26 protein-coding genes are annotated in these 25934 nt (G+C 26.6%); 3 read left to right on the top strand and 23 right to left on the bottom strand.

The window, feature by feature from the left end:
- Positions 1 to 42: 42 nt before the first annotated feature.
- The 10 genes from GOM42_RS00975 to GOM42_RS00930 all read right to left on the bottom strand — a co-directional run bounded on the left by GOM42_RS00975 (position 43) and on the right by GOM42_RS00930 (position 8172).
- Positions 43 to 1746 carry a recombinase family protein gene (locus GOM42_RS00975; RefSeq protein ID WP_252597681.1) on the bottom strand — a complete coding sequence of 568 codons (1704 nt, stop codon included), beginning with the start codon at positions 1744 to 1746 and terminating at the stop codon, positions 43 to 45.
- 143 nt (positions 1747 to 1889) lie between these two features.
- Positions 1890 to 2372 carry a hypothetical protein gene (locus GOM42_RS00970; RefSeq protein ID WP_055227696.1) on the bottom strand — a complete coding sequence of 161 codons (483 nt, stop codon included), beginning with the start codon at positions 2370 to 2372 and terminating at the stop codon, positions 1890 to 1892.
- Between the two features lie 51 nt (positions 2373 to 2423).
- Positions 2424 to 2567, bottom strand: coding sequence for a hypothetical protein (locus GOM42_RS00965; protein WP_004455699.1), 144 nt, complete (start codon positions 2565 to 2567; stop codon positions 2424 to 2426).
- 187 nt (positions 2568 to 2754) lie between these two features.
- Positions 2755 to 3297 carry a hypothetical protein gene (locus GOM42_RS00960; protein WP_075857454.1) on the bottom strand — a complete coding sequence of 181 codons (543 nt, stop codon included), beginning with the start codon at positions 3295 to 3297 and terminating at the stop codon, positions 2755 to 2757.
- Positions 3298 to 3556: 259 nt separating this feature from the next.
- A complete protein-coding gene (locus GOM42_RS00955) occupies positions 3557 to 4948 on the bottom strand; it encodes a phage/plasmid primase, P4 family (RefSeq protein ID WP_252597680.1) in 1392 nt (463 codons plus the stop codon).
- Positions 4949 to 5342: 394 nt separating this feature from the next.
- On the bottom strand, positions 5343 to 6203 hold the full coding sequence (locus GOM42_RS00950; protein WP_110027822.1) for a hypothetical protein: 861 nt from the start codon (positions 6201 to 6203) through the stop codon (positions 5343 to 5345).
- A 24-nt stretch (positions 6204 to 6227) separates the two neighbouring features.
- Positions 6228 to 6530, bottom strand: coding sequence for a hypothetical protein (locus tag GOM42_RS00945; protein WP_110077530.1), 303 nt, complete (start codon positions 6528 to 6530; stop codon positions 6228 to 6230).
- 27 nt (positions 6531 to 6557) lie between these two features.
- Positions 6558 to 6821 carry a Mor transcription activator family protein gene (locus GOM42_RS00940; protein WP_061429357.1) on the bottom strand — a complete coding sequence of 88 codons (264 nt, stop codon included), beginning with the start codon at positions 6819 to 6821 and terminating at the stop codon, positions 6558 to 6560.
- 677 nt (positions 6822 to 7498) lie between these two features.
- On the bottom strand, positions 7499 to 7855 hold the full coding sequence (locus tag GOM42_RS00935; RefSeq protein WP_061429365.1) for a hypothetical protein: 357 nt from the start codon (positions 7853 to 7855) through the stop codon (positions 7499 to 7501).
- 11 nt (positions 7856 to 7866) lie between these two features.
- Positions 7867 to 8172 (bottom strand): DUF960 family protein, encoded by a 306-nt coding sequence (locus GOM42_RS00930; protein ID WP_110077529.1) that lies wholly within the window; start codon positions 8170 to 8172, stop codon positions 7867 to 7869.
- A gap of 235 nt (positions 8173 to 8407) precedes the next feature.
- Here GOM42_RS00930 and GOM42_RS00925 point away from each other — a divergent pair, with 235 nt between their 5' ends.
- A complete protein-coding gene (locus GOM42_RS00925; RefSeq protein ID WP_003466836.1) occupies positions 8408 to 8899 on the top strand; it encodes a hypothetical protein in 492 nt (163 codons plus the stop codon).
- Positions 8900 to 9220: 321 nt separating this feature from the next.
- Here the strand turns inward: GOM42_RS00925 and GOM42_RS00920 are convergent, their stop codons facing one another.
- The 5 genes from GOM42_RS00920 to GOM42_RS15665 all read right to left on the bottom strand — a co-directional run bounded on the left by GOM42_RS00920 (position 9221) and on the right by GOM42_RS15665 (position 14269).
- The gene (locus tag GOM42_RS00920; protein WP_110077527.1) at positions 9221 to 9532 is read right to left on the bottom strand and encodes a hypothetical protein; all 312 of its coding nucleotides are present in this window, start codon (positions 9530 to 9532) and stop codon (positions 9221 to 9223) included.
- 12 nt (positions 9533 to 9544) lie between these two features.
- Positions 9545 to 9883 carry a hypothetical protein gene (locus GOM42_RS00915; protein WP_110077526.1) on the bottom strand — a complete coding sequence of 113 codons (339 nt, stop codon included), beginning with the start codon at positions 9881 to 9883 and terminating at the stop codon, positions 9545 to 9547.
- 232 nt (positions 9884 to 10115) lie between these two features.
- Positions 10116 to 11963: a hypothetical protein gene (locus tag GOM42_RS00910; RefSeq protein WP_110077525.1), complete on the bottom strand. Its 1848-nt coding sequence runs from the start codon at positions 11961 to 11963 to the stop codon at positions 10116 to 10118.
- A gap of 358 nt (positions 11964 to 12321) precedes the next feature.
- Positions 12322 to 13878, bottom strand: coding sequence for an ABC-F family ATP-binding cassette domain-containing protein (locus GOM42_RS00905; protein ID WP_003457588.1), 1557 nt, complete (start codon positions 13876 to 13878; stop codon positions 12322 to 12324).
- Between the two features lie 265 nt (positions 13879 to 14143).
- Positions 14144 to 14269, bottom strand: a complete 126-nt coding sequence (locus tag GOM42_RS15665) for a hypothetical protein (RefSeq protein WP_003448566.1) — start codon at positions 14267 to 14269, stop codon at positions 14144 to 14146.
- A gap of 429 nt (positions 14270 to 14698) precedes the next feature.
- Here GOM42_RS15665 and GOM42_RS00900 point away from each other — a divergent pair, with 429 nt between their 5' ends.
- The gene (locus GOM42_RS00900) at positions 14699 to 15244 is read left to right on the top strand and encodes a 2'-5' RNA ligase family protein (protein ID WP_003457557.1); all 546 of its coding nucleotides are present in this window, start codon (positions 14699 to 14701) and stop codon (positions 15242 to 15244) included.
- Between the two features lie 163 nt (positions 15245 to 15407).
- On the opposite strand, the gene rbr is transcribed toward GOM42_RS00900, so the two are convergent.
- The 3 genes from rbr to GOM42_RS00885 form a co-directional block, all read right to left on the bottom strand.
- The gene (rbr, locus tag GOM42_RS00895) at positions 15408 to 15995 is read right to left on the bottom strand and encodes a rubrerythrin (protein ID WP_003448599.1); all 588 of its coding nucleotides are present in this window, start codon (positions 15993 to 15995) and stop codon (positions 15408 to 15410) included.
- An 828-nt stretch (positions 15996 to 16823) separates the two neighbouring features.
- Positions 16824 to 17750 (bottom strand): type II CAAX endopeptidase family protein, encoded by a 927-nt coding sequence (locus tag GOM42_RS00890; protein WP_003457488.1) that lies wholly within the window; start codon positions 17748 to 17750, stop codon positions 16824 to 16826.
- Between the two features lie 650 nt (positions 17751 to 18400).
- On the bottom strand, positions 18401 to 19639 hold the full coding sequence (locus tag GOM42_RS00885; protein WP_004459640.1) for a competence/damage-inducible protein A: 1239 nt from the start codon (positions 19637 to 19639) through the stop codon (positions 18401 to 18403).
- Positions 19640 to 19967: 328 nt separating this feature from the next.
- Here GOM42_RS00885 and GOM42_RS00880 point away from each other — a divergent pair, with 328 nt between their 5' ends.
- Entirely contained in the window at positions 19968 to 20861 is an 894-nt protein-coding gene (locus tag GOM42_RS00880) for a DMT family transporter (RefSeq protein ID WP_003467780.1), read from the top strand.
- A gap of 355 nt (positions 20862 to 21216) precedes the next feature.
- On the opposite strand, the gene GOM42_RS00875 is transcribed toward GOM42_RS00880, so the two are convergent.
- From GOM42_RS00875 to GOM42_RS00855, 5 genes are all read right to left on the bottom strand, one after another.
- Positions 21217 to 21369: a hypothetical protein gene (locus tag GOM42_RS00875; protein ID WP_003457587.1), complete on the bottom strand. Its 153-nt coding sequence runs from the start codon at positions 21367 to 21369 to the stop codon at positions 21217 to 21219.
- 201 nt (positions 21370 to 21570) lie between these two features.
- The gene (locus GOM42_RS00870) at positions 21571 to 22590 is read right to left on the bottom strand and encodes a putative sulfate exporter family transporter (protein ID WP_003472801.1); all 1020 of its coding nucleotides are present in this window, start codon (positions 22588 to 22590) and stop codon (positions 21571 to 21573) included.
- 514 nt (positions 22591 to 23104) lie between these two features.
- Positions 23105 to 24121, bottom strand: coding sequence for a TDT family transporter (locus GOM42_RS00865; RefSeq protein WP_003462810.1), 1017 nt, complete (start codon positions 24119 to 24121; stop codon positions 23105 to 23107).
- A gap of 243 nt (positions 24122 to 24364) precedes the next feature.
- Positions 24365 to 24691, bottom strand: a complete 327-nt coding sequence (locus tag GOM42_RS00860; RefSeq protein ID WP_003448594.1) for a hypothetical protein — start codon at positions 24689 to 24691, stop codon at positions 24365 to 24367.
- A 294-nt stretch (positions 24692 to 24985) separates the two neighbouring features.
- The gene (locus GOM42_RS00855; RefSeq protein ID WP_003467733.1) at positions 24986 to 25198 is read right to left on the bottom strand and encodes a bacteriocin immunity protein; all 213 of its coding nucleotides are present in this window, start codon (positions 25196 to 25198) and stop codon (positions 24986 to 24988) included.
- Positions 25199 to 25934 lie beyond the last annotated feature (736 nt).

Below are 25934 nucleotides of genomic sequence, written 5' to 3'. Positions count from 1 at the left end.
GATAATTAAGTATTTAAATTTTTATTTCCTAATTACTTTTATTTATCCTATAATAGCAATATCTAAATCCAATACCTTCAACCCAATATTTTTTAACATAAAAGAAGAAGGAATACCCTTAATAGGTACTCCTCCTTCTTTTACTAGATATTCAACTAGCTTATCATTTATATTAAGTTTTATTGAGTCTATTTCTCTTGATTCATTCATTGTTATTTCAGATATTATCATATGTAGTAACTTTTTCTGTTGCTCTCTACTTACACTACTATTTAATACTTTACTGAAATTCATAAGTATATCTTTAATGAACTCATATGGTATCTCTTCACTTACCTCCTCAGAAATTGTGTTTAGTAACGGCTTCTTTTCTTCTTCTAAAATTCTGATTTTCTCATTTAGTTCATTCTTTCTAGTTTGAAACTCATCTTTAGTTAAGATGTCATCCTCATATGCTTCAAAGATTTTTCGTTTTCTTTTGTCCAGTTTTTCTAGCTCCTTATCTATGTCACCTAACAATCTTTTAGCTGGTTTAACTTTATCTTTTCTTTCCTTATTAATGTTTTTAACAACTGCTTTAATCATTGCTTCATTAGATACTAGTTCTTCAATCTTTTTAAATACATGTTCATTAGCTTTATCTACTCTTATTGTATTACTATTGCAAACTGAAGTTCCTTTATTCTTCCAATTACCACAACAGTAATAAGCTATTCTCTTTTTAGTACCATCTGCTAATGTATTGGTTGTCCTAGAAATCACCATGCCAGCTCCACACTTAGGACATCTTAGTATTCCCGTTAATGGATATTCTCCATCATATATTCTTGAGGGCTTTCCTTTCTTACTTTCTAAAATTAATTGAACTTTATCCCATAGCTCTCTATCTATAATAGCTTCATGTTTTCCTTTAACTCTTATTGGATTAGGATTTATATTCCTTCTTCTTTTCTCACTCCAATTTTGTCTTACATTATATCTTATTTCTCCTATGTATACTGGATTAGTTAGTATATCTCTTATACTTCCTACTGAAAAGTTATTTCCCTTTTTAGTTTTATATCCTAATTTATTCATTTTATTAGTTATTGCTTTATATCCCTTTCCTTTACTATATTCATTAAATATAAATCTTACTATTTCGGCTTCTTTTTCATTGATTTCTAGTTTGTTTTTCCCCTTTTTTTCTTCTTCTGGTGAGTTATTTGGTACTAAGTCATATCCTAAGACTCGTCCACCGCACCAATTTCCAGATTTTGCCTTTGCAATCATCCCCATCTTAACGTTCTGTGCAATAGTCCCCCTTTCAAACTCTCCTATTAAAGCCATCATTTGAAATTGCATTCTTCCTGCTGGTGTATCTGTTTCAAAAGGTTCTGAATAAGATTTGAATGTTATATTGTTTTTTTCTAATAGATTTACAATCTTTAAAACATCTTCTAACTTTCTACTTATACGATTTATCTTCCAAGATATAACCATATCGAACTTTCCTGCTTTAGCATCACTTAAAAGTTCTTTTAATGCTGGTCTATCTTTTATGTTTTTTCCACTTATTCCTCTATCAGAATAGCATTTATAGATTACATATCCCATCTTCTTACACCATTCTTCTAGTAATCTTTCTTGTTCATCTACACTGTAACCGTTCTCAGATTGTTCTTCAGTACTCACCCGGCAATATATGGCAATTAATTCCCTTCTTTTCTCAACTTTTATATCATTAACCAATTTCTTAAATCCCATAGAACTCCTCCTAATATCTAATCAAATTTATAATATATACTTAACTTTTATTTTTATATCATTTAATAATTAGATTATTTAGAAGTTACCCAATATATTAGATAACTTCTAAACCTTTATTAATTTTTAAAGCTCTATTTTGCTTAAAGAGATTCTACCTTGTTAGTTATGTACTCCATGCTAATCATATTATTTTTTTCCATTTCTGAATATCTCTCTTCTTTTAACTTTCTGTCATGTTCTATAATAATTTCACCATCTTCGATATTATAAACATTAGTAACATTCATATATTCTCCACCATTTTTAATTTCGATTTTTAATTCTATTACAACTTCAGCACCTATTAATTCATTCATATTAAATTTTTCATACTCATCATATACATTAAAATCACTTCCTTTAATAGCTTTAATTAATTTATAAAATAAGTATGTAGTCCAAGGGGCTATAAGCATGTATTGTTTTATTGATGTTCCATTCTCTATTTCAAAAGTTATATATCCTTGCTCAAAAACTTTACCCTTAACAATCTTTTTGTCATTAAATTCACAGCTTACTATTTTACATTTCTTATATCCTTCTTCTATTTTTACACTTACTCCATCTTTCTTTATGATTGCCATATTTATCTCTCCTTTTATTTTTCTATTTTCTGCTTACTTATTGATTATTTTTTATTGGTTATTTTCTTTAATCCAATTTATGAACCATTCACTATTCATTATTTCTTCTTGTTCTTTTATGCTTGTCCTATTCTCACATATTTGAATTATTGAATCTTCTAATCTTATCTTCTCTATTTTTCTATTGCTCTCCATTATGTACTCCTCCTAAATCATTTAATTTCACTAAGCACCGAACTATATAAGTTCAATGCTTAGTAGATTTTCTAATTTTCTTTTAACTCATCTATTTTTGAAGCTATTATGTATAGGCTTATTATCTCTGTTATTGCTTCAACTATATCGTCTATTGTTAATTCATCCATATATTATTACCTCCCACTTAATCTATAGTTATTATCGCTACTTTATGATTTTCGTATGTAGTATATTTAACTTCTAAAAATGTAATTGAAGTTTTGTTTCTAAAATCTAATTGATACATTTCAGTTAGCTCATTTACTGTACCAGCAGAATATATAGTCCCTTTTGTTTTAGAGTATTTTATACTTAAAAAGTTTTGATTGTCTGGTAATTTTTCTCCTACAGCAATTGCATTATCTGAGCATGAAATTAATATTTTAGGTGGATTCCCTAACTCCTCCATGACATCCTTTGGAAAAACAATCCTTTTACCATTTTTTTCAGTGTTTATTATAGTAACTACTCCTTGATTACTTCTTATTACACTTTTCTGTTTAGACTTAGAAGCCTTAAAGTTTTCTAAATTGTACTGTTGTTCTTGGATTACTTCCTCAATTTTTTCTATTGTTTCTTCTATTGTTTCTTCTACTATTTCTTGGTTTTGTATTTCTTTTCTTTCATCTTCCTCGCTCATCTTTTTAAAGATGTCTATTGGTTTTGTTCTTCTTTTTACTACTGCCATTTTTTAATCTCCTTTTACTTATTATTTGATTTATTCATTACCTCACTTTTAGGACTCACTCAGTCCTTTTCTCAGTCTCTTAGTCTCAAGTCTATTCTATTGATTTATGTGGTCTAGGACGTATGGACGCATATGTTACCACCTCCTTTCAGTTTATTATTCATGAAACATCTTCTTTTTGATGTTTCATGAATTTTCTTAGTCCTTTAGCCCTAGTTGTTGGTACATCTAAATTTCAGCATTTTATCTTAGCCACCAATTAGCCACCTAGTTGTCCAAATATTCTAGAATCATCTAATGAAATCCTAAAACATCCAACTATTTTTACTCCAGTATGGTATCTAAATGAATTTGATTTCTTACTTTCACATTCATATCCTAATGACTTAGCATAAGCATCAAATTTCCTCCAGAACTTTTGAACACTTATTTTAGCTTGTCCTTCCATTCCATTAGCTCTAGCCCAGCTTTTGTATGTATTGTAGATTATTCTATTATCTTCTCTATGGTCACTATGTTCTTTTTCAACGCATTGCTCAAAGAATAGTATCATCGGATTAAGTTCCATTTCATACTGTTTAAGTAATTTATTGGAACTATTGCATTCAGAAAATCTAAAATTATTTTCTTTTAATCTCCTTAGACCTACTAAAGCCCAATTAAATATTCCATTAAGTTCTTCTTTTAGTTTTTCTCTTAAATAGAAATCTCTATCTTCTTCTTTAACTACATTTTTGAAATGAAGCATACATAATCTTCTCATAAACGCATAACCTCCATCATTTGTATGAGGTAGATTATTTGTTGAAAATACCATTCTAGCAGTAGGCTTAAACTGAATTACAGGTTTATTTTTCTGTTCAGCAGTTATTATGTCTTCACCAACTATAGCCTTAAAATATTGAGTATTAAGAGAAGCCCCATTAAACTCATTCTCGTTGCTAATGTTAGCTAACTTTCCATATATACATACTCTAGAAAATGGTCTACTAAGTTCATTCATTGGTATACTTGAAATATTTTCTTGACCAATAAGTTCACTAATGATATCAATGAAAACACCTTTACCATTTTTTCCTAAGCCGTACAAGATTAGTGCTTTTTGTGCTCTTGTTTCTGCTGTTAAAATGTATCCAACCCACTCTTGTGCAAGATTTATAGCTTCTTCATCACCATTAAAACATTGATTAAGAAATCTAATGAAATTAGGACATTCAGCTTCTTCATTGTAATCAACAGGTATTCTAATACTACTGTAAAACTCAGGTCTATGTTCCATTAGGCTATATGTGTTTAAATCAAACATACCATTTCTAAGATTTATATATCTTTTGTTAGAGTTAAGTTCCTCTTCAAAAAATACTATTCTTTTTAAAGCTCCTATGTATTCCTTTTCATTTTTCAAAGACCATATATTATCCGAATAAGTTTGTAGCTTACCTCTTAATTTCTGAAATAAGTACATATCAGAAATCTTATTCCATATGCCATCGTTATATACATAAAACAAATCCTTATTATAGATAATTTGTAATTTTTTAGCTGTAAAAGTGGCAAATTTATTAGGATTAAAGGATTTTACCTTTCCAGTTTTCTTTGAAAACTCTATCCCCATTTCTTCACACTCTATGATTTTTTCATCTTCTAACATACATTTTCTCCTCACTTATCTTTATTAAGTAAGGTAATGAATCGCTTCTACGCTTGTTATGATACACTAAATAAACTAAAAACGCCAAAATCATTTTTGGCTATTTCAAGCCATTTTCAGCTATTTCCAAGAAATTATAAATTTTATTTTTTAACTTTAATTTACTTTTTTTAAATTTTTATCCTGTCTAGGAAGTCTAGGCTTAAAATTTTTTATCTTTTTTCCTCCTAGACTTCCTTGCTTAAAAATCTCCTAATTTATTACTTTTTTTGTATTTATTATTTAAAATAATCCTTAAATATACTATTGGAAATTTTCTTCCAACTTTTAATTTCGCAGTTTTACTTGATATTTCTCATTTTTGTAAAAAAAAAGAGGTTCAATCCTCTTTTTTTTATTGTTGTATTTCTACTAACTCTCCATTAGAATATAATCTATATTTCGCTAATATTGTATTATCATCAAACTTTATCCAATCCTTATCTTTAGCTACAACATCAAAATACTTTTTACCAGTTTCATCTATATTTAAATCTGATGATAGCTCATAGAAATTACGTGTATTTCCATTATCAGCATTCATTTTATCTAACATTTCTTGTGCTACTGTTTTTGAAAAGTTATTCTCGTCTGTTTCAATCTTCAACTTATTTTGTTTCTCTTTTTCTAAAGCTTCTTTTTCTTTTCTTTCAGCCTCTTCTTTAGCATAATTATCTTTTCTTTGATTAGATAACAATTCACTAGCTTTTACGTGTAAGTCATACATAGTATTTATATCTGCTTGTTCTATATATTGCCATTCTGATGTTTCTTTACTTAATTCTTCTGCTTGTTCATATTCTCCTTTTTCAATTAAGCTTTTAACCTCTTCTATTTTTACTAAAAATTCTTTTCTTATTTTTTTAACATTTAACAATTCTTTTTTTAGATTGTCTACATCATCTTTTAATCTATCATATTTTTTATAACTGCTATCAATTTCATTAAGATATTTCAATCCAGAATCTACTCCTGAACTTTGAGCCTTTTGGTAACTAACAACCACATTCCATAATTTATCTATTTTTTTATTATTTCCATCAACAACAGTATATAATATATCCCTTGCATTATCATAATCACCATTATTAATAGCTACTTCGGCTTTCTTTATTACTGCATTTTCTTCATTGATTCTTTTGCCTATAATTCCTCCTATAAATAATAGTATAAGAACAACTAATCCTATTATTATAGACTTATTTTTCTTATTCATATACTTAGCTCCCCCTTTATTAAATTATTTCTCCCCTTTAATTTTAGAATAAATAAAAGAACCTATTAGAAATAAACCTGCTATAACTATAGCTAGTTTTATCAAAATCCATAATACTGTAAATATTCCTCCAATTAATCCACTCATCCAATTAACTATGAAAGCACCTACAGCACAACATAGAAGCCACTCACCAACCATTGCTCCAAATCCTAAATACCATATCTCAAAAATATTATTAATTAGAATAAAAAACCCCGTTCCTAATATTAATGTAAATATAAGTGCAATTAACGCTGTTAATCCTCCAGCATCAAAAATATTCATCAAATTACCTCCCTAATTCCAATATTTTTATCTAATTTTAATATTATTTCTATTTATTATTGATTGAACCCATCTCTCTGAATAATCTAATTCTTTAGCTAATTTTCTTACATTTTTACCATTGTAATTCTCTTGTAAATATTTAATTACATATTCTTTAGAGTATAATTTCTTAGGAAAATTAAATTGTTGACCTCCAAATACACTATGTATTTCTCTTGTAACTTTTTCACCCATATGTTCAAAAATAGTAGAATACACTCCATTAAAATGCTCTTTTTGAATATCCATATATTAACTTCACCTCCCATAAAAAATAATAGCTACTTTAAAATGATTATTCATGCGAATAATTCATTGAAAAAATCATTGAAAACTTACTGAAAATTAATTTTAAATTTAATATAAAAAAAGTTAATGCTCCTAAAATATAGAAACATTAACTCTTTTAATTTTATTTATTGGTATTATATATAATTTAATTATTATTATTAATTGTATATATTTATTATTTATTTTTTATTCTTTTTTTCTCTCTATTCTGATTATATTTTTTTATTTTTATTTATTTTTTTATTAAGGCTTTAGCCCCCCTATCCCCCCGTCACTCCTTTAGAGTTCCGAGTTCCCTCTTTCCAAGTTCCATTATTTATATGTTTTATCTTTTTAATTTTTTTATTTTTAAGTAAATTAGTGACCTAAAACTTTTGGTTGCCTACTTATTCAATTTAAAAACAACTTGTTTAGCCCTTTTTTGAGCTTTTTTAATCTAATGGCTACTTTTCTTCACTATCTAAAAAATCTCTGTTTTCTGATGTGTTTTTGTTGCTTTTTGCTCAATTTCTCTCTATCATTATATAGCTTTTTTAACTTATCTTATATTTTTACTTATTATTTACTGCTTCTATTGAAGTAGCAACAACTGTTAATATAGTACCAACTACTTTTATTACAGTTATAATATCCATCTATCTCACCTCCTTTAAATATGTATAAATATATGAGTAACTATCTCTTACAGGAACTAATTTGATTACATACTTAGCAACTTCTAAATCTATGTAGACTAATGTTTCATTATCATATCCTCTACCATTACAAAAACTTACTACAGTATCAAAACTCTTTATTAAATCAAACTGAATGTAGTTTAATTCTTTCTGCAACTTCTTTAAATCTATTTCCTTTTTATCATTTAACTCGATTATTAAATCTCTAGGATTCCATTGATTAGCAAGCCCTCCATCATAGAAATCAAAACGCATTACTCCAAGTAGTTCCTTAGAACTATACTCAAAAGACTTTTCTTTACTTAGTTCTTTCATCTTATTACCTCCTAATATTCTTCTGCTAACATCATAGTTGAGTATTTATAATCATCTATAACGAAAACTTTTATGTTTCCATTAACCTCTATATTTTCTAAATCTATAACATACTTTTCTTTATACTCTGGAACTTCTTGACTATGTTCAATTACAATTCCTTCTTCACATTTTCTTATCTTAAAAACTTGTAAGTAGTCTAATTCCTTACCTTTCTCATTCAATTTATCAATCATGCTCCAAAGTATAAGTTGTAATCTTAAATCTAACTTTTCATTAGCTCCTCTCGTTATATATCTGCTCTCTTCCTTAAACATCTTAATCCTCCTTAAAATAAATAAAGCTACCTAATTACTTTTCTTGTAATTAAGTAGCTATTTTAATTCTCACTTTAAAATTTATTAATTTTAAATTTACTTTTTGTTTATTTTTATTTTTTCTATTTATCCAATTATGCATAAAATATGACCAGTTATACCAATCATATTGTAAATTTTTATAATTTTTTGTATTATTTTCTCATAAAATATATGAAATTAGGGGGAATAAATCATGAAAAAACAATTATTATCAAGATTAACAATATTAGCACTTACTGGTACTATATGTACCAGTGTCTTTTCGCCTTCATTGACAGCCTATGCTAATGAAAGAAATTTAAAAAATATTAATACTACTTATTCTAACTCTATAACTGTAGATGGAATAACTTATAGTGCAGAAGATATTGCAGACTCTATAAGACCTAATATTGACTATAGTACTGATTATAGCGAAGGAATAAGAGAAAGAAGTGCTGTAACAAAAGCTATAAAAACTGCAGTAAAGTGGTTAAAAGGGAATTGGCAAGTAGTTTATAGCAGATTACCTAATTGGATGAAAAAATATTTTAAATTCGATGCATTCTTTAATTTAGTTGATACCTTTATTGGGATTTCAGATAGTGTAGAAGATTTCTTCCATAGAGTATTTAGAGCAATGGGAATGCCTGAAAATGTTAATTGGTTTATAACAAACGTTATTATGCTATTATTACCAATTTAAATAAGGGGTTGAAATTTTGAAACGATTTTTATGGTTTAATTTAGAAAAATTAAAAACAGATAAAGAATATTTTTTAGTCGTTTTTATGTTTTTAATAATAATTCAGTTAGCATTTTATTTTCCATTAAATAAGTCACTAGATTTTTCAAATATATTTTGGGGATTTATCTTCACATTATTTTTTATATATGTTACTTTTTGCAAGAAAACTTTTTCTTATAAAGAAGTTTGGCAATGTTTTTGGAAATGCTAGAACTAAAATTTAAATATTATAAAAGAAAGATATATATATCTTTCTTTTATTTCTTCATTCTAATATATCTATTTATTAATTTTTTTTAATTCTTGCTTCAACATATCTATGAAATCATCTGAAAATACTTTCTCTTTAATAGACTTCTTTATTAACTCCATCAACTCTAATTCAGTTACATCTAAACTTCTTGGAACATAGATATCATCACCCCTTACGGTATCTTTGTACACAGCGAATCTTATTTCATACCGATTCATAGATTTAACAAAAATCTTTTCTATGCAGTATGTGTAATCTTCATCTTTTAGACTAGCTTGTCTTAGAAGATTACAGTACCTAGTACTTTTTATTATTTCCTCTTCAACCTTTTTAGACATACTATCACCTCCTTAATCTAAAAGTATCTTAGAAAGTTCTTCCTCTGCTATGACTACTAATGAAAAATCGCTAGAAAGTAAAAATAGTGAAGAAGTATATTTAACTCCTTCACTACATATAATCTCATCTGTATATTCTGGTAATACGTCTTTCAACATTCCATTTTTAAGTTCTTTAACATCTTCTATACTTTCAACTACTAAAACATATCCTCCTAAGTCTTTATCTACATCTCTGTTTTCTCCGTAGTTTTCATTAAGTATATCTATTGTTACTTTTATACTCTCAATTACTTCTGATGGTATATTAATTACTTCTAGTAATTGATTTTCCTTGTAAATCTTCTTCATCATTAATCCTCCCTAAAATATAAGAAACTTCTATATGCAATCTAATTACACATAGAAGTTTCTTATAAGTAATTTCTCCAATATTATACTATTCTTAATTATAATATATATTTATATTTTAGATTTATTTCGTATTTAACATTCCTTAACCCCAAAATAACATCATCTTTATTGTTTAGGATTCCAGAATTAAGACGAATCACTATCTTTAAAAACAACCAAGTTTATTTCATTATAAGCCTTTACATGTTAATACCCATTTCAAATGCTTTTTATTATAGTTTAGAACCCTTGCTTCTAATACATCTCCTATTTTTATAAAATCAAATATATTCTTAATATATTTATAAGATAGTTCACTTATATGTATACTTCCATATAACTTTTCATCGTTAATCTCAAACGTAACTATTGCAAACCCTAACACTACCTTCTCAACGACACACTTTACCCTTGTTCCATATAAATCCTTTTTATTATTTTCTTCAATTATCTTAGCAACTCTTCCATGTTTCTCACTTAAGGATAAACTTTTCCATAGTGCTTTATGAACACAAATATCCCACTCTTCATCAAAAATTATTCCATCATTGCTCTTGTGCTGCCATCTATACTGGCCAGAAGACTTTGACTTGTTTCCTATTATTCCAACTCTGTATAAATCATTAAGTACACTCACTATATTACTCTTTAAAAAAGATTCATTAAAGTACTTAGATATTCTTTCTAGCAATTCCTCATATGAAAAATATGGCTTATATCCAGTTAAACACATAAACATAATCTCTAATTCATTTGGTGTATATAGTGCATTTAATTCTTCTTTTATTTCCTTTAAACTTTCCTGTGAATATTCTTGAATGCTTGCATGAAATATACCTGGTGAATATACATCTCTATTGGAGAATAATGTATTTTTAGTTGAGTTTAAAAACCTTACTATATCTCTTGGTTTATTCCATGTATTGTTTAGAATATATGTAACAGTAGGAACTTCATCAACTTCTGAACAAAACCACTTTTCATAGATTTCTTTTTTGTTTTTGAAGGTAATATTATTTCTATTCTCTGATAATTCAATCCTTTTAAGCCATATTTCAAAAATTGGATGAGTATATGAATTAGTATTACTATAGTTCCATACCAATGGACATTCATATCCTGAAATAATTTTATTTATCTCCTTAGATGGTACAAATTTCATTATACTATTTACTATCTCTGTTCTAATGGAACAAATTATTTTTGTATTTTTAAAGTTACTCTCAATGAATAATGAATTTACATTTTTTACTGTAATAATTAAATCTCTAATCATTGTCAAATCACGTTGTAGTACACTTGCTTCAGCGTAAAAAGCTTCAAGTTCATCCACAAATATATAATATGGTATTTCTGTCCTTTTTAGTGTGTAGAATATTTTTGTTGCTTTATCTAATAGCTTAATAAATTGTGAATATTCATTAATATTTTCATTTTTATCAAAATCTAACAATACTTCAGGTTTAATAGTTGAATTAGCATTTATATTATTAAATGTATATCCCAATCCCATTTTCACCTTATTAGGCATTCTAAAAAACCCTTTTGATGATTTTTCAGAAAGAATTGAATCGATAATCTTTTTAAATTCATTCCAATTATTATCTTCTACAAATATAGCTCCATTATTTTCATTGTTATCATCAATTATTTGTTTGAAAATAATCCATCTCCATATATATTCAAAATCAGTTTCCTTAATTAGTGTTTCTTTATCTATTCCTATTGTTTTTATTATATTTTTTGAAATATTTTCTAATTCCAACTTCTGTACATTTCCATAATCACTTTTAAATAAAATAAATGATGAACATGTCAATATATCATTTTCTTTGCATTTAGCATTTAAATATAATAATAATGCAGTCTTTCCTGTACCCTTATATCCATTTATAAATATTTCATCCCCTGAAATTAACTTTTCAAAATCAAAATTTGGTGGAATAACAAAACTTTCTAAAAACTCATCTGATTTCTGAGATATTATTTCATCTTTTGCATCTGGCTTTCCTATATATATATCCTTTACCGTTAACATATTTCTCCCCACAATCTTTTTTTGTATTATTGTACCATTCAACCTAATATTATGTAAATATATATATCATACCATTTTATTTTTATAATAACTGTATATAACTAAAGAATTTACAACATTTCTGTCATGAATTTATTTATGAAAGCGACACATAAATATCCTCTCCATTATATCCAATTATCCAATTTTAGTAAAAACCTCCGTTATTTATGGTACGGTTCACTTTTCATTATTCTAAAAATCTATAAAACTAATAGAAATAAACTACTTGATGAAGCTATTGAATTGCTTCTTGAAAGACACAATTTTAAAGAAAATTAAAAGCTATGGCTTTTAAACCATAGCTTTAATTTATTTATTATACAATTTTTAAAGTCCAGTCTTCACATGACCATACATCTGTTACTAAGTCTCTATAGAATTCTGGTTCATGGCAAACTAAAAGTATGCTTCCTTTATATTCTTTTAATGCTCTCTTTAATTCATCTTTAGCTTCAACGTCTAAGTGGTTTGTTGGCTCGTCTAGGATAAGTATGTTTGTTTCTTTGTTTATTAGCTTACAAAGTCTTACCTTAGCTTGTTCTCCCCCACTTAATACTGCTACTGAGCTTTCTATGTGCTTAGTTGTTAATCCACATTTAGCTAGGGCACTTCTTACTTCGTATTGAGTGTATCCAGGGAACTCTTGCCACACTTCTTCTATACATGAATTATAGTTTGCTTCTTTTATTTCTTGTTCAAAGTATCCTATGCTTTGGTAGTCTCCTGTTTCAACCTCTCCACTTATTGGTTTTATTAATCCCATTAAGCTTTTTAGAAGTGTTGATTTTCCAAGTCCATTAGCTCCAACTAAGGCTATTTTTTGTCCTCTTTCCATTCTTATGTTAAGTGGTTTACTTAATGGCTCATCATATCCTATAACTAAATCTCTTGCTTCAAAGATTAATTTACCTGAAGTTCTTCCTTGCTTAAAGTTAAACTCTGGTTTTGGTTTCTCAGCAGCAAGCTCAATTCTATCCATTTTATCTAATTTCTTTTGTCTAGCTCTTGCCATACCTGTTGTAGCAACTCTAGCCTTATTTCTAGCAACGAAGTCTTCAAGTTTAGCTATTTCAGCCTGTTGTCTTTCATAAGCAGCCTCTAATTGCTTCTTGTTAGCTTCATATACTCTCATAAAATTATCATAATCCCCAGTGTATCTAGTTAATGCTCTATTTTCAACGTGGTATATTACATTTACTACACTATTTAAGAATGGAATATCATGTGATATTAAGATAAATGCATTCTCATATCCTATTAAATAGTTTTTAAGCCAAGCTATATGTTCCTCATCAAGGTAGTTTGTAGGCTCATCTAGAAGTAATATATCTGGTGTTTCTAATAAAAGTTTAGCTAATAAAACCTTAGTTCTTTGTCCTCCACTTAAATCAGTAACATCCTTATCTAATCCAACATCTCTAAGACCTAATCCAGCTGCAACCTCTTCAACCTTTGCATCTATCATATAAAATCCATTATGATCTAACATATCTTGAATTGTAGCTGTTCTTTCTAAGGCTTTAGTCATCTCATCCTCTGACATTTCACCCATTCTCTCATAAAGACCATTCATTTCAACTTCCATATCAAAAAGATACTGAAATGCTTCTCTTAAAACTTCTCTTATAGTTTTGCCTTTCTCAAGCTTGGCATGCTGATCCATGTAACCAACTCTAACCTTATTACTCCATTGAACATCTCCCTCATCTGGCATAAGTTTACCTGTAATTATGTTCATGAAAGTTGATTTACCTTCTCCATTTGCTCCTATAAGTCCAACGTGCTCCCCCTTTAAAAGTCTGAAAGACACATCTTCAAATATAGCTCTATCTCCAAAGCCATGATTCATATTTTTAACTATTAAAATACTCATTTAACTTCTATCTCCTTATCTAAAAATCTCTATAAAAATAATCTCATAAAATATATGAACTCAAAATACTATCCCTTAACAAAAAAATTTATTTTCTAAACTAAACCTCATATTATGTAAAATACTAAATATTTTAAGCTGGAATTTTTATTTACACTCACTTTATCCATATAAAGAAAATCATTTACTTAACTATCATTAAGCTCTTACTTCTTTATACAGAAATTCTATCTACGTAAACAAACTCCAACTAAGTAGTAAATTCTTAAAGAAACATTTGGCTACCAACAAATAAAATTAAAGCTAAAAAGCAAATTCCAACTATATTATATAGAACTGACATCTTAGATGATTTTTTCTTATTTAATCTACTTACTCTGCTTTCTACCATTTCCCTATTCCACCTTTCAAAAATTTCAAACTAAAATATATATTAAATAAACTTCTTTTTAAACTCTCTAATATACATTATATATAGTATATTATCTAACTTTAGTTTTTCAAATATATTTTTCCTCCTCTCCATAAAATTTATCTCTTTTTTACTTTCAGTTTACTAAAAGCTTTTTAGATTCCTCATAAATTCCCTCAATAAACTAATATATACATCTTTTTAAAATTTGTTCTTAAAATTTAATATTACTTTTAAATAAAATCAATTATTTTCTTAATAGTCCATTTAAATAAAATCAACCAATTTCTTAAGGGTGTATATCCTATTGTAATAAGGTCTATTTGTAGTCTTCCTAAGTTTCTATATGATATAATAGATTAAATACTTGGTATAAATTGTACAAACTAGTAAGAAAGGGGTTTATCTATGCTATATTACTTAGTGGCACTATTTGATAAGGTTTCCTATGCAATAATAAAGCCATTGCAAGAATCCATTTCAAATGAATATAAACTTTATGAGAACCTTCCTATGCTTCATATTACCTTAGCTGTAATTGAAGATCCTGATATGGATAAATTAAATGAAGTAGTAAAAAACACTTTAAAATCATATAAAAAATTTGAAGTTCATTTAAATGGACTGATTAAATTTGGAGAACCTTATAGGTCTGTAAATTTAAAAGTAGATGAAGAAAGTGGAGTAATAAAGAAACTTTCTAGAGAACTTTATGAGAATTTATCAAAAGAAGGATTTAAATTGACTTCTAACCCAGATACATGGCAGCTTCATGTATCCTTAGCTAACCCATATTTTGCACAGAGAGTATGGGGAGAGGATGAGTTTGAGTCAGCTTATACAAAACTTCAAGATTATAATTTTGATAGAGAGCTTTTAATTGATGAAATTCAATTTTGGAGACCAATAAATGATGAAAACAAAATGGTGGTTTTTAGCTATCCACTACATTAACACTTAAAATTTATAGAGCGTACATCAAAAGTTATTTTGATATACGCTCTTTATTTATAAAAAAAATCAGAGAGAATTTCTTCTCTCTGAAATAAGTTTTAGTTTATTATATTTACATTCAATTGATAAAATTATACGAGTTAAGCATGAATAAATCTATTTTTTAATAAGTTTCTTTGAAAACTTCAAAGTAAGCTTGTGGATGTAAGCATGCAGGGCATTTTAATGGAGCTTCTGCACCTTCCCAAATAAATCCACAGTTTCCACATTTCCAAAGTACTACTTCATCTTTTTTGAATACTTTTCCTTCTTCAATGTTTTTAGCTAATTTCATAAATCTATTATAGTGAGCAGTTTCTGCTTTAGCTATCATTCTGAAAGCAGCAGCTACTTCTGGGAATCCTTCTTCGTCAGCTACATCAGCAAATGATGGATAAAGATTACTTAATTCATCATGTTCTCCGTCAGCAGCAAATTTTAAGTTAGTTAATGTATCTGTAGGTAATTCTACTGGGTAAGCAGCATTTATTTCTACAGCTTCTCCTTGAAGATCGTCTTTTAAGAATTTATAAAATCTCTTAGCGTGTTCTTTTTCATTTTCAGCAGTTTCTAAAAATATATTTGATATTTGAACATAACCTTCTTTTCTAGCTGTACTTGAAAAATAAGTATATCTTGTTCTTGCTTGGCATTCACCAGCGAATGATTTCATTAGATTTTCAGCAGTTTTAGTACCTTTTAAACTTTTCATAATAAAAAACCTCCTACAAATCACTTATTTGAAAAAACACAATTAAAATTATTTTTCCAAATAAATAATTTTTAAGCCATATTAATTAATAATTGTTATTCCTTATATAACTTATAATATCACTTTCAGGTAAAATTTCAAGTACTTTTTGAACATTTTGTTAATAAAACTATTTTATCATATAAATATTCATATTGTTTCTAAATTCATATATTATTATTCAAATATATAAAAAAATCATAACACTATTTTTTTATTCACACTTAAAATTACATACTATAGCTCCCTTTTTAATAAGAGTATATAATTTAATAAATAAAGTTAATTTATATATTAAATTCACTAAAATTTATAAGGAGGTTTTTATTATGAAGGTTAAAATACATCCAAACACTTTAGATAAAGTTAAAGATATGCTTGATAATAGTGATAAAGATGCCATTAGAATAAAAGCTTGTTCCTCTGGCTGAGCAGGCTTAAATATTGAAGTTGTTCTGGATGAACAGCGTGAAAATGATGATGTGGTTATGGATAATGGTATTAAAATAGTTACAGACAAGAAAATTTCTCATTTCTTTACAGATGCAACCTTAGAATATAAAAACACTATTCTAGGCAAAAAATTTAAAATATATTAATTGGTATATTTTTTTAATTATTAGTCAATAATACTAATAGCTTAATACACTCTTAAGTTAACCACACAATTTAATAGAAAAAGGAACTGTTCTCCCAAACAGTTCCTTTTTTAAAGCTTATTTGCTGTTTTTTTAAACTCATACATGCAAAAATAAGCCCATTTTCAAATAATATTACAACGACTTTTTATTACCCCTTCATTATAAAGAAGGTATATACAATAAATACTATTACACTTATTATAAACGGTGCATTTATTACTCTCTCTTCTTTATAAGAAACTCTTGTTGCAACATCTAACTCATCTAAAGTTATATCGAAGTTTCTCTTTTCCATCTTTCTTATTAAGTAACTAATTAAAAATGCAGCTACTATTGCAGCAATTAAATAATATAAGAACACTCCTATTTTTAATTCCATTGGAATATTTTTTATAGAATCCATTGAATGAACTAAATCCTCTGTAGTTATTCCTTGACTAACTATTCTTTGCTGAATTAAATTCCATGAATTAATTAGAAAATGGATTAACATTGATAAAAATATACTTCCTGTAGCTCTTACTACATAAGCTAAAATTATTCCCATGGCTGTAGCATATAAAAATTGATGTGCATTTAAATGAAGAATACCAAACATTATTCCTGTCATTATTGCAGCTACATTTTTACTTTTAAATTCAAATCCTGATAAGGCAATACCTCTTATAGTTATTTCTTCTGTTATGGCAGGTGTTACCCCTACAACTAAAATCATTAACCATAATGGATATGCTCTCATTTGATCTAAAACTAAGGCTACATCATTTGTATAAAAGAAACTTGATGTATATGAGAAGAATGTCATTATTGGAAGCGCTAAAGCTGCTATTAATATAGAAAAGAATACATCTTTTCCCTTTGGTTTTTTAAAGCTAAAAACCTTTTTATAATTACTCTTAGTTACAATTATATATATTATTGCTGGCACTATGAAAAATATTATGTGTATTACCATTAAAACTAATGGCGGCACTAATCCTATCTTATATAGTACTGGCGTCACAAACATTGGCCCTACTATAGATAAAACTAATACTATAAGAAAATATAAACTTACTTTAAATATAGGCTTCATCTTATTTCTCCCTTCTATAAAAAATTAATTTAAAAATTACATAAATCCAAGTTTAATATTTTAAAGCATAATTAATCATTTTAAAATATAACATATTTATCAATTATCTTATATTACTAATTAATTACTTTTTTATTTTACTTACTTTTTATTATATTAATTTTAAAACACATAAATTCTATAAATATTTTAATAAGCTATATCTATCATCTTTAAGTATAATAGACTTAATTTTTTTCTTAAACTTTTTTCTTAAAAATAAAAAATAAATATAAAAAATATTTTGTTTTAACTGTATAAAAAAAATAATACTGTTAATAATATTTACTGAGGCAATAAGCTTCAATCTTATAATAGCCTCTCCCCCATTTTATTTATACTGACAGTTTCGTTAAAGTACGGACTAACGAAACTGTCTCCCCCTTAAAACCCTTATAATGTAATAAATTTTCTTCATGTTTTTCTAGTAGAGAGTATTCATATACTCTCTCAATTTTTAAGTAAGACATATTTAAAAGCTAAGCTTTTTAAAATAAATTATTAGACACTCTAAGCACATATTAATTACCCATTAAGTTTACTTAATGGGTAATTTTTTATTTCTTTTCTATACATAAGGTAAAATAATATTTTTTAAAGCTTAATTTTTTTTAATCAATTTTTTCAAGCTCTCTTCTTAACCAATCTAAAACATTCATCATTGTTCTAGTTCTAACCTTTTGTCTATCAGCTTTAAAATTAAATTTTTTAACCTTTGTAATTCCATCTATACATAATCCAGCATAAACAAGACCTACAGGCTTTTCTTCTGTTCCACCGCCAGGACCTGCTATACCTGTTGTAGAAATTCCTATTCTTGTTCCTGCATTTTTAGCAATACCCTTTGCCATCTCTCTAGCACACTCTTCACTAACTGCGCCAAAGTCCTCTAAAGTTTCTTTTTTTACTCCAAGTCTCTTCATTTTTGCTTCATTAGAATAAGTTACAGCGCCTTCCATAAATACCTCAGATATTCCTGGATAGTTTATTAATGTGCTTGCAACCATGCCACCAGTACAAGATTCAGCTGTTGATACTGTCATTTTTTTATCAACTAATAATTTTCCAACAACCTCTTCTAAAGTTACTTCCCCTTCACCATAGATATTATCTCCAAGTCTCTTTCTAATCTCTTTTTCCATAGGAGAAATAAGCTTTTCTGCCTCTTCTTTATTTTTTCCCTTAGCAGTAATTCTTAAAATAACATCTATATTTTTTGCATAAGGAGCAACTGTTGGATTTTCATTATCTAAAAGATCACATACTAAATCCTCCATCTTGCTTTCTCCAATGCCAAAAACTCTTAAAATTTTAGATACTAAAACACTATCAGTAAATTTACTTAAGTATGGTACTACATGGTTTGTAAACATTGGCTCCATTTCCCTTGGTGGTCCTGGTAAAAGTATTATTCTCTTATTATTTTCCCCTTCTAAAATAGCTCCTGGAGCTGTTCCATTAGGGTTTGGAAGTATTATGGCCTCCTTTGGAAAATAACATTGTTTTTTATTGTTCTCTGTCATTTCAAGGTTATTCTTCTTAAAATAATCCTCCAAATCACAAAGAAGCTCTTCTCTTAAGCACATTTCCATATTGAAATACTTTGCTGCAAGCTCCTTGCTTAAATCATCTTTAGTAGGTCCTAACCCACCTGTAGTAATAATTGTATCGCAATTTTTAAAAGCATTGTCAAAAGCCTCTAAAATCCTTTCAGAATTATCTCCAACTACTGATTGATGATAAACTCCAATTCCTAAGTTAGCTAACTCCTTAGCTAAAAATTGAGCATTGGTATTTACTATGTCTCCTAAAAGTATTTCTGTTCCTATTGCCATTATTTCAGCTTTCAAAAAAATCACCTTCTTAAACTTAATTTATAATTTTATTTCTGCAAAATTATTTATTATCCTCTAACAAATAATTTTACTCTACTTTCTTCTCTATGTCCTAGTTTTTATTTATATTCTTTCTATTATTCATAATTATTATATAAATATTTTTACAATTAAATTTGACCTCTTATTTTCTTAGCTCTATAATAGTCTTTGTTTATTTATAATAATACTTTTAATTTTTATATAGAATATTAAGGGTGTTTTAATAAACAATGAAATGAATACTGACTAGAATAAACTATAATCTGAAGATCTATATAAAAATAAATTAAGGAGAAAAAAAATGAATTCAAAATTTAAAGGAATTATTTTTATGATACTTGCCTCAGCAGCCTTTGCTACTATGAATCTACTTAGTAAGCTAGCTGTAGGAGTTAACTCATATCAAAAAACTTTTTTGACAAATGTTGTAGCAACCTTAATAGTTTGCTTTATAATAGCCTATAAAAAAGGCTCTTTTTTTGGAAAAAAAGAAAGTAGAAAATATTTGCTAGTTAGAGGGGTTACAGGTACTCTATCCATACTAACAAACTATTATGCCTTAGATAAAATGTTTTTATCCGATGCAACAATACTAACTAAATTAGCACCATTCTTTACAATAATTTTTTCTTACTTATTAATTAGCGAAAAAATTACTAAAAAACAATTTACACTTTTAATAGTAGCCTTTGCAGGAAGCTTATTTGTAATAAAACCTCAATTTAGTACTGCTATAATTCCATCCCTTATCGGCGTAGCCTCTGCTGCCTTTGCAGGAATAGCATACACAATGATAAGAGTGATTGGCGATAAAGAAGACTTCTGGACAATAATCTTGTCCTTTACAAGCATAGCTACTATTGTTATGTTACCTTCAATGTTTATGAACACAGATAATTTAACACTACAAAATATACTTCTACTTGTTAGTGCAGGAATAGCTTTCACATTAGGACAAGTTGCCTTAACCATAGCTTACAAAAATGCTCCAGCATCTGAAATATCAATGTATGATTACATTGGGCTTATTATAGCAGCTATATATGGCTTTATGTTCTTTAAAGAAATTCCAGATTTCTTATCATTTACAGGGTATATAATAATAGTTGGCTCTTCACTTTTAAATATTTTAGGAAATAAAAAGACTTCTAATAAAGAAATAAATGAAGATAGCTCTTTAGTTTCTACAGATTAAAAATATTATTTAAAACAAAGAAAAAAGCTGTGATAACTTCACAGCCTTTTTCTTTTTGTCGAAAATAAAAAATTATTATTTTATAATGAAATCAATTAATTATAAATTTTTATCTTATAAAAATCAATGTTATAAGCTCTAAAAAACTAGTGTTTTACACTACTAAAGTATTTGACACTTCTCAAATCAAATTTATTCACAAATATACTTATTAATATAGTTTATTCTTTATTTTTTTATATATTTTTAAGCTATTTGTTCTAACAAACACTTTCAAAGTTTCTTCTAATACAATCTATTTCTTAAATATATTTAATTGATTTGATATAAGCATATAAACTTCTCTCTTAACCTACTAATTAGCTTTGCTTTTACTATTAAAAAGCTTCAATACAATTATGGCTAAAAGCCCAAGATATATAACTAATCCTTCCATTGCTCCAAATCCCATAGCATAACCTAGTTTAGCACATTGATCATATCCAAAACTTAATACCTCTCCTATCATTTTATTCCTCCTAATAAACTCTTCATTTAAGATATATGAATTTATCCAATATAAAATGATGCTTTAATTTATCATATAAGCTTTCAATATATTTTAGAAAAAAACTATTTAACTAATAAAACATCATAATCAAAGTACGTAAAAATTAAAAAGTTGAATAAAATACTGTTTAAATATTTTATCCAACTTCTTTGACGATTTTTATTTTATAAATATATTAATCAATGATAGGGCAAATATAATTTGACAAACTCCTACAAGCCCTCCATAAAGCATAGCCTTTGGCCCTTCCTTTACTAAATCTCCAATTTTTACTCTCATTCCTATACCAGCTAAAGCTATGATTTCAAAATTAGAACTAATCCACTTAAATGTTCTTCCAAGTATTCCTGGAATAATTCCAATAGAATTTAAAATACATATAATAAAAAATCCTATTATAAACCATGGAATACGAACCTTATGTGTTGGTTTGTGATGATGAGCTATTTCTTCTTTATTTTCTTCATTAACCTCTATCTTAGCAAAAACTAAAACTACCACAACTAAGAATATTATTCTTATAATCTTAAACACTGTAGCTAGCTCTACAACTGGGTCGCCAATAAATTTAGCAGAACCAATAACTTGTCCTACAGACTGTAATATTCCTCCCATTAATGCAGAGCTCTGCAAAACATCGTTGTTATATAAAATAGATGTGATTAATGGTAAAAGTATCATTAATATTGTACCTGTTACATTTACTATTGTTATGGCAATTACTTTATCTGAATCCTTAGCTTTTATTACTGGAGATACTGATCCTATTGCTGATGAACCACATACAGCATTCCCTGCTGACATGAGTAATGAATACTTTTCTCCAAAGCCTAACTTTCTTCCTATAAAGTAAGTTGTACATATTGTTAATGTCATTAAAATAGCTATATAAAAAACTCCGTTAAATCCTAGAGCCATTATATCAATAATATTTAAAGATGCTCCCATTAAAACAATTGAATAGTTTAAAAGATCTTTTTCTGAAAATTTAGTGCCTTCATCATACTTATCACTTTTAAAAAGTGTATTTCCTAAAAATATTCCCATAAATATTGCAAAGGTAGCTGCTCCTACAGTAGGAAAGCTTTTTCCTAAAAATTCAGCAATAATGCCTATTATTAAGCATATAAAAAGTCCAGGTAATATGGACTTAGATTTTTTTAATATTTTATTCCTCATATGTTACCTTTCTTGTTCTAATATTAAGTAAGCTCCTAAAGTTTTCTCTTTAGTTGCATTACGAAATTATTATACATACCTAAATATATAAATAAAAATACTAAAAAATTATATAAATAATAAGTTTTTAGTTATATAAAAAAGATAAGTGGAATGACTATTAAATCATTCCACTTACCTTTTAGATTTTCCAAAAAAATAGAAAATACAGCATGACACATTATTTTTGGAGCATCTTATAAAAAGATTATGAGTAGAGGCTAAATTTGTTTATTTTATCATTTTATAAAGTCGGTGGGAGTTTGACTTACTATTAAAGAATTACCCATAATCTTTATTATAAAATACTGTAAAGTGATTGAGATTTTTATTATGTTGTTTAACTAAAAGCTTATCTTATAACAATAATAGATATAAGAGTTTGTATCTCTAGAAGTTGAGCCCCATTCTAGAAATTTTCGACTAAAATTCAACTGTGAATCAAGTCTTAAGTTTATATGTAAACTCTATTCAATTATTTTGAATAAAGAGTTCCACCTATTAATTCTTCTTCTTCCTCTACATATTCTCCAAGTTTTGGACTTATAGCTTTGAAGAACATATTTAAGAAGTTAAGTAGCATAAAGAATATTACATATGTTGCTATAAATATTTCAACATCACCTAAGAATTTAAATAAGTTAGCCATTTTAGCATATCCTAAACCAGTAAAATAAGTTGATAACTTAAATGCTGATAAAGTAGCAATTGCTAATGGGAATGTAAATGCTGCGTATGATGGTTTAAAACCTTCTTTAAATAGTTTTAAAATGTATCCATAAACAACAACAAGTAATATTAATCCTGTTATTATTAACCAAGCTAACATGTATGGGTTAGGGTTTGGTTCTATAGTTAATATACCAACTACTCCAAGTGGAGCTGGTGAACAAATTATACCTACTGTTGGTAATTTGTGATCATCTAATATTTCACTTTTAAATACTATATATAAAACTAATGGTAGAAGAATTGTATAGAATATAAATCCAAACATAAGCATAAAATGTGCTATTTGAGGGATTTGAGGAATTACCCCATCCATACCTTTACTTGCTACACTACCTGTTATCATACCTGTATAAACTATGAAACAAGTTGGCATTATGTTTTCAAACTTTCTTTCTTTTATTCTGATTATTGTATAGAAAATAACTATTCCATAATGATATATTACAGCTGCTATCCAAAGCCAACTACATACTACTGGAAAGTAAGGATAAAAGAATCCTGATACTAACCAAACAACCATACCCATTGTAGGATAAAATGTTCCTGTTACTGGGTTTTTAAGTTCCTCATACATAACCTTTGGGAATCTTATAAGCCTTAAAATCATTAAAGATAGCATACAAACTGCTAAAAATATTGCTATTGGTTTAAAATAATTTATTCCTTTTAATTTCCATGAATTACTCAATGTTATAAATGCCAAGCAAGTTCCACTAATTCCTATTGGCATGTTTTGAAGCTTATCTAAATATTTTTTCATCTATCTAATCACCACTTCCTACTCACTTGATGATTTTATTATATACCCTTTCTCTTATAAGTAAAAATACTTATTTTATATAAATATTATAAGTATTTAGTTATATACGAAGTGATATTAAGATATTATTTATGTAACAAAATCTATTATATAAAACTTTAAAATATTTAATTTAAGCAAATTAATATATAAAAAAATAAGATTAAGATAAATATCTTAATCTTATTTTTATACCCTTAAAAACTATACTAAACTTATTTGTTTACTACACAGTTCTTCCTTAAGTTCTTTTAAATTTATAATTACATCAAATATCTTTTCTTTTTCATTATCCATAAAATCTAGGAATTCATTTTTTAATTCATAAACTAAACTTTTATTTAATTCTTTCTTTGTATTATTATACTTAGATAAATCAAATTTTAAATCATCCTCAAAAAACTCTTTTACTAGCCCATCTTCTATTTTGACCAACCTTATATTTAAAACAGAATCTTTCTCTTCAAAATAAATATTATCAAAATTATCTATCTTTAAGAAAACATTCTCATCATAAATATATTTACTCATATTAATTCTCCCCTTCTTTTGCTTAAAGCTAAACATATTATTACTAACATATAAATTAGTAAAGATGTAATCAAATTCTCTTAACTTATAATCAATTTATATACCCTATATTAAAATTTTACCAAAAATCAATGATTTTGTTAATAATTTAACATATAAATTATTCTAATATTTATTAAATTTAAATAATCTATGGATTAATATTCTCAAAATTTAATTATAAATACAAAAAAGTAGGTACTTAATTAAATACCTACTTTCTTTATCTTTAAATAATCTATAATAGATTTTTATTTATAATAGTATTGGTTTATAAGCTAATATTTTATCTGCAATTTCTTCAGCAGATAATTCAGTATAGAAAATTAAATCACTTGGATTTGGATAAATAACATTTCTTTTTAATTTAAATATTAGTTCATCAATCATAGCTTCCGACCATTCTTCCTTAGGATTTCTAATAATATTTACTAATTCTATTATTTCTTTTCTGTTAAGCTGTTCCATTTTTACTATACCTCCTTTTAATAAAATAATTAATATTCTTATACATCTATGTTACAATATTTTATAATTTATAAGAAAGGGGAGATGTTTCATGGTTAAACAAAAAGAAAAAAATTTAGAATCTAATCGCCCACTTATATTGGCAGTAATGTTTCTTATAAACTTTTTTATATTTATTTTATTTATACATAACTTTAATATATTTATTTATGCTTATATATTCATATTTAATATTTTTTCTTTAATAAATTTAATATTTATGAAAAAACTATATAGTTTCATAGACTTATATACTGCTCTTTCACTATCATCCTTTTCACTTTTTTTATTTTTATCTGGTTTATACAAATTAAATGAAATTCTTTCTATAAATAAATTTATTAATTTATCTATTTTATTCATCATAATATATATTTTAATAATTATTCTATCAATAAATCATATTAAAAATTTTTATAATTCTAAGAGTTATAAAAATAAAATTTTAAAAAACTATCCTAACTATGGTTTAATAGTTGTTGGTAGTTTATTAGGTTTATTTTTATCTAAATTAAATTTAAACCAAGATTTGATAATTGCTTTAGGTATGGTATTACTTAGTTGTGGTTTTGCAGTATGCTATTCCCACTTTTATAAATTTTTTTATAATTCATCACATTAGAACTTATTAGAAAAAATCAAGCTTCAATTTATTTTATATGATATAAAAAGTTATTTTCTTTAAAAATGTAACCTA

This window comes from Clostridium sp. 16K-1-R1 (assembly GCF_023921145.1).
GTDB classification, from domain to species: Bacteria; Bacillota; Clostridia; order Clostridiales; family Clostridiaceae; genus Sarcina; species Sarcina perfringens.
The sequence above is the reverse complement of the archived record's forward strand: the minus strand, read 5'-3'. Positions and strand labels throughout refer to the sequence as shown.

What these genes read in the sequence shown, in the direction of transcription:
- GOM42_RS00910 (WP_110077525.1), bottom strand. Translation starts at nt 11,963, where the DNA reads ATGTTAACGGTAAAGGATATATATATAGGAAAGCCAGATGCAAAAGAT.
- GOM42_RS15665 (WP_003448566.1), bottom strand. Translation starts at nt 14,269, where the DNA reads ATGGTAGAAAGCAGAGTAAGTAGATTAAATAAGAAAAAATCATCTAAG.
- GOM42_RS00965 (WP_004455699.1), bottom strand. Translation starts at nt 2,567, where the DNA reads ATGGAGAGCAATAGAAAAATAGAGAAGATAAGATTAGAAGATTCAATA.
- GOM42_RS00915 (WP_110077526.1), bottom strand. Translation starts at nt 9,883, where the DNA reads ATGAAGAAGATTTACAAGGAAAATCAATTACTAGAAGTAATTAATATA.
- GOM42_RS00875 (WP_003457587.1), bottom strand. Translation starts at nt 21,369, where the DNA reads ATGATAGGAGAGGTATTAAGTTTTGGATATGATCAATGTGCTAAACTA.
- GOM42_RS00925 (WP_003466836.1), top strand. Translation starts at nt 8,408, where the DNA reads ATGAAAAAACAATTATTATCAAGATTAACAATATTAGCACTTACTGGT.
- rbr (WP_003448599.1), bottom strand. Translation starts at nt 15,995, where the DNA reads ATGAAAAGTTTAAAAGGTACTAAAACTGCTGAAAATCTAATGAAATCA.
- GOM42_RS00930 (WP_110077529.1), bottom strand. Translation starts at nt 8,172, where the DNA reads ATGTTTAAGGAAGAGAGCAGATATATAACGAGAGGAGCTAATGAAAAG.
- GOM42_RS00860 (WP_003448594.1), bottom strand. Translation starts at nt 24,691, where the DNA reads ATGAGTAAATATATTTATGATGAGAATGTTTTCTTAAAGATAGATAAT.
- GOM42_RS00945 (WP_110077530.1), bottom strand. Translation starts at nt 6,530, where the DNA reads ATGAATATTTTTGATGCTGGAGGATTAACAGCGTTAATTGCACTTATA.
- GOM42_RS00955 (WP_252597680.1), bottom strand. Translation starts at nt 4,948, where the DNA reads ATGTTAGAAGATGAAAAAATCATAGAGTGTGAAGAAATGGGGATAGAG.
- GOM42_RS00935 (WP_061429365.1), bottom strand. Translation starts at nt 7,855, where the DNA reads ATGAAAGAACTAAGTAAAGAAAAGTCTTTTGAGTATAGTTCTAAGGAA.
- GOM42_RS00865 (WP_003462810.1), bottom strand. Translation starts at nt 24,121, where the DNA reads ATGAAAAAATATTTAGATAAGCTTCAAAACATGCCAATAGGAATTAGT.
- GOM42_RS00920 (WP_110077527.1), bottom strand. Translation starts at nt 9,532, where the DNA reads ATGTCTAAAAAGGTTGAAGAGGAAATAATAAAAAGTACTAGGTACTGT.
- GOM42_RS00900 (WP_003457557.1), top strand. Translation starts at nt 14,699, where the DNA reads ATGCTATATTACTTAGTGGCACTATTTGATAAGGTTTCCTATGCAATA.
- GOM42_RS00905 (WP_003457588.1), bottom strand. Translation starts at nt 13,878, where the DNA reads ATGAGTATTTTAATAGTTAAAAATATGAATCATGGCTTTGGAGATAGA.
- GOM42_RS00855 (WP_003467733.1), bottom strand. Translation starts at nt 25,198, where the DNA reads ATGGAACAGCTTAACAGAAAAGAAATAATAGAATTAGTAAATATTATT.
- GOM42_RS00890 (WP_003457488.1), bottom strand. Translation starts at nt 17,750, where the DNA reads ATGAAGCCTATATTTAAAGTAAGTTTATATTTTCTTATAGTATTAGTT.
- GOM42_RS00870 (WP_003472801.1), bottom strand. Translation starts at nt 22,590, where the DNA reads ATGAGGAATAAAATATTAAAAAAATCTAAGTCCATATTACCTGGACTT.
- GOM42_RS00970 (WP_055227696.1), bottom strand. Translation starts at nt 2,372, where the DNA reads ATGGCAATCATAAAGAAAGATGGAGTAAGTGTAAAAATAGAAGAAGGA.
- GOM42_RS00975 (WP_252597681.1), bottom strand. Translation starts at nt 1,746, where the DNA reads ATGGGATTTAAGAAATTGGTTAATGATATAAAAGTTGAGAAAAGAAGG.
- GOM42_RS00940 (WP_061429357.1), bottom strand. Translation starts at nt 6,821, where the DNA reads ATGGATATTCAAAAAGAGCATTTTAATGGAGTGTATTCTACTATTTTT.
- GOM42_RS00960 (WP_075857454.1), bottom strand. Translation starts at nt 3,297, where the DNA reads ATGGCAGTAGTAAAAAGAAGAACAAAACCAATAGACATCTTTAAAAAG.
- GOM42_RS00880 (WP_003467780.1), top strand. Translation starts at nt 19,968, where the DNA reads ATGAATTCAAAATTTAAAGGAATTATTTTTATGATACTTGCCTCAGCA.
- GOM42_RS00950 (WP_110027822.1), bottom strand. Translation starts at nt 6,203, where the DNA reads ATGAATAAGAAAAATAAGTCTATAATAATAGGATTAGTTGTTCTTATA.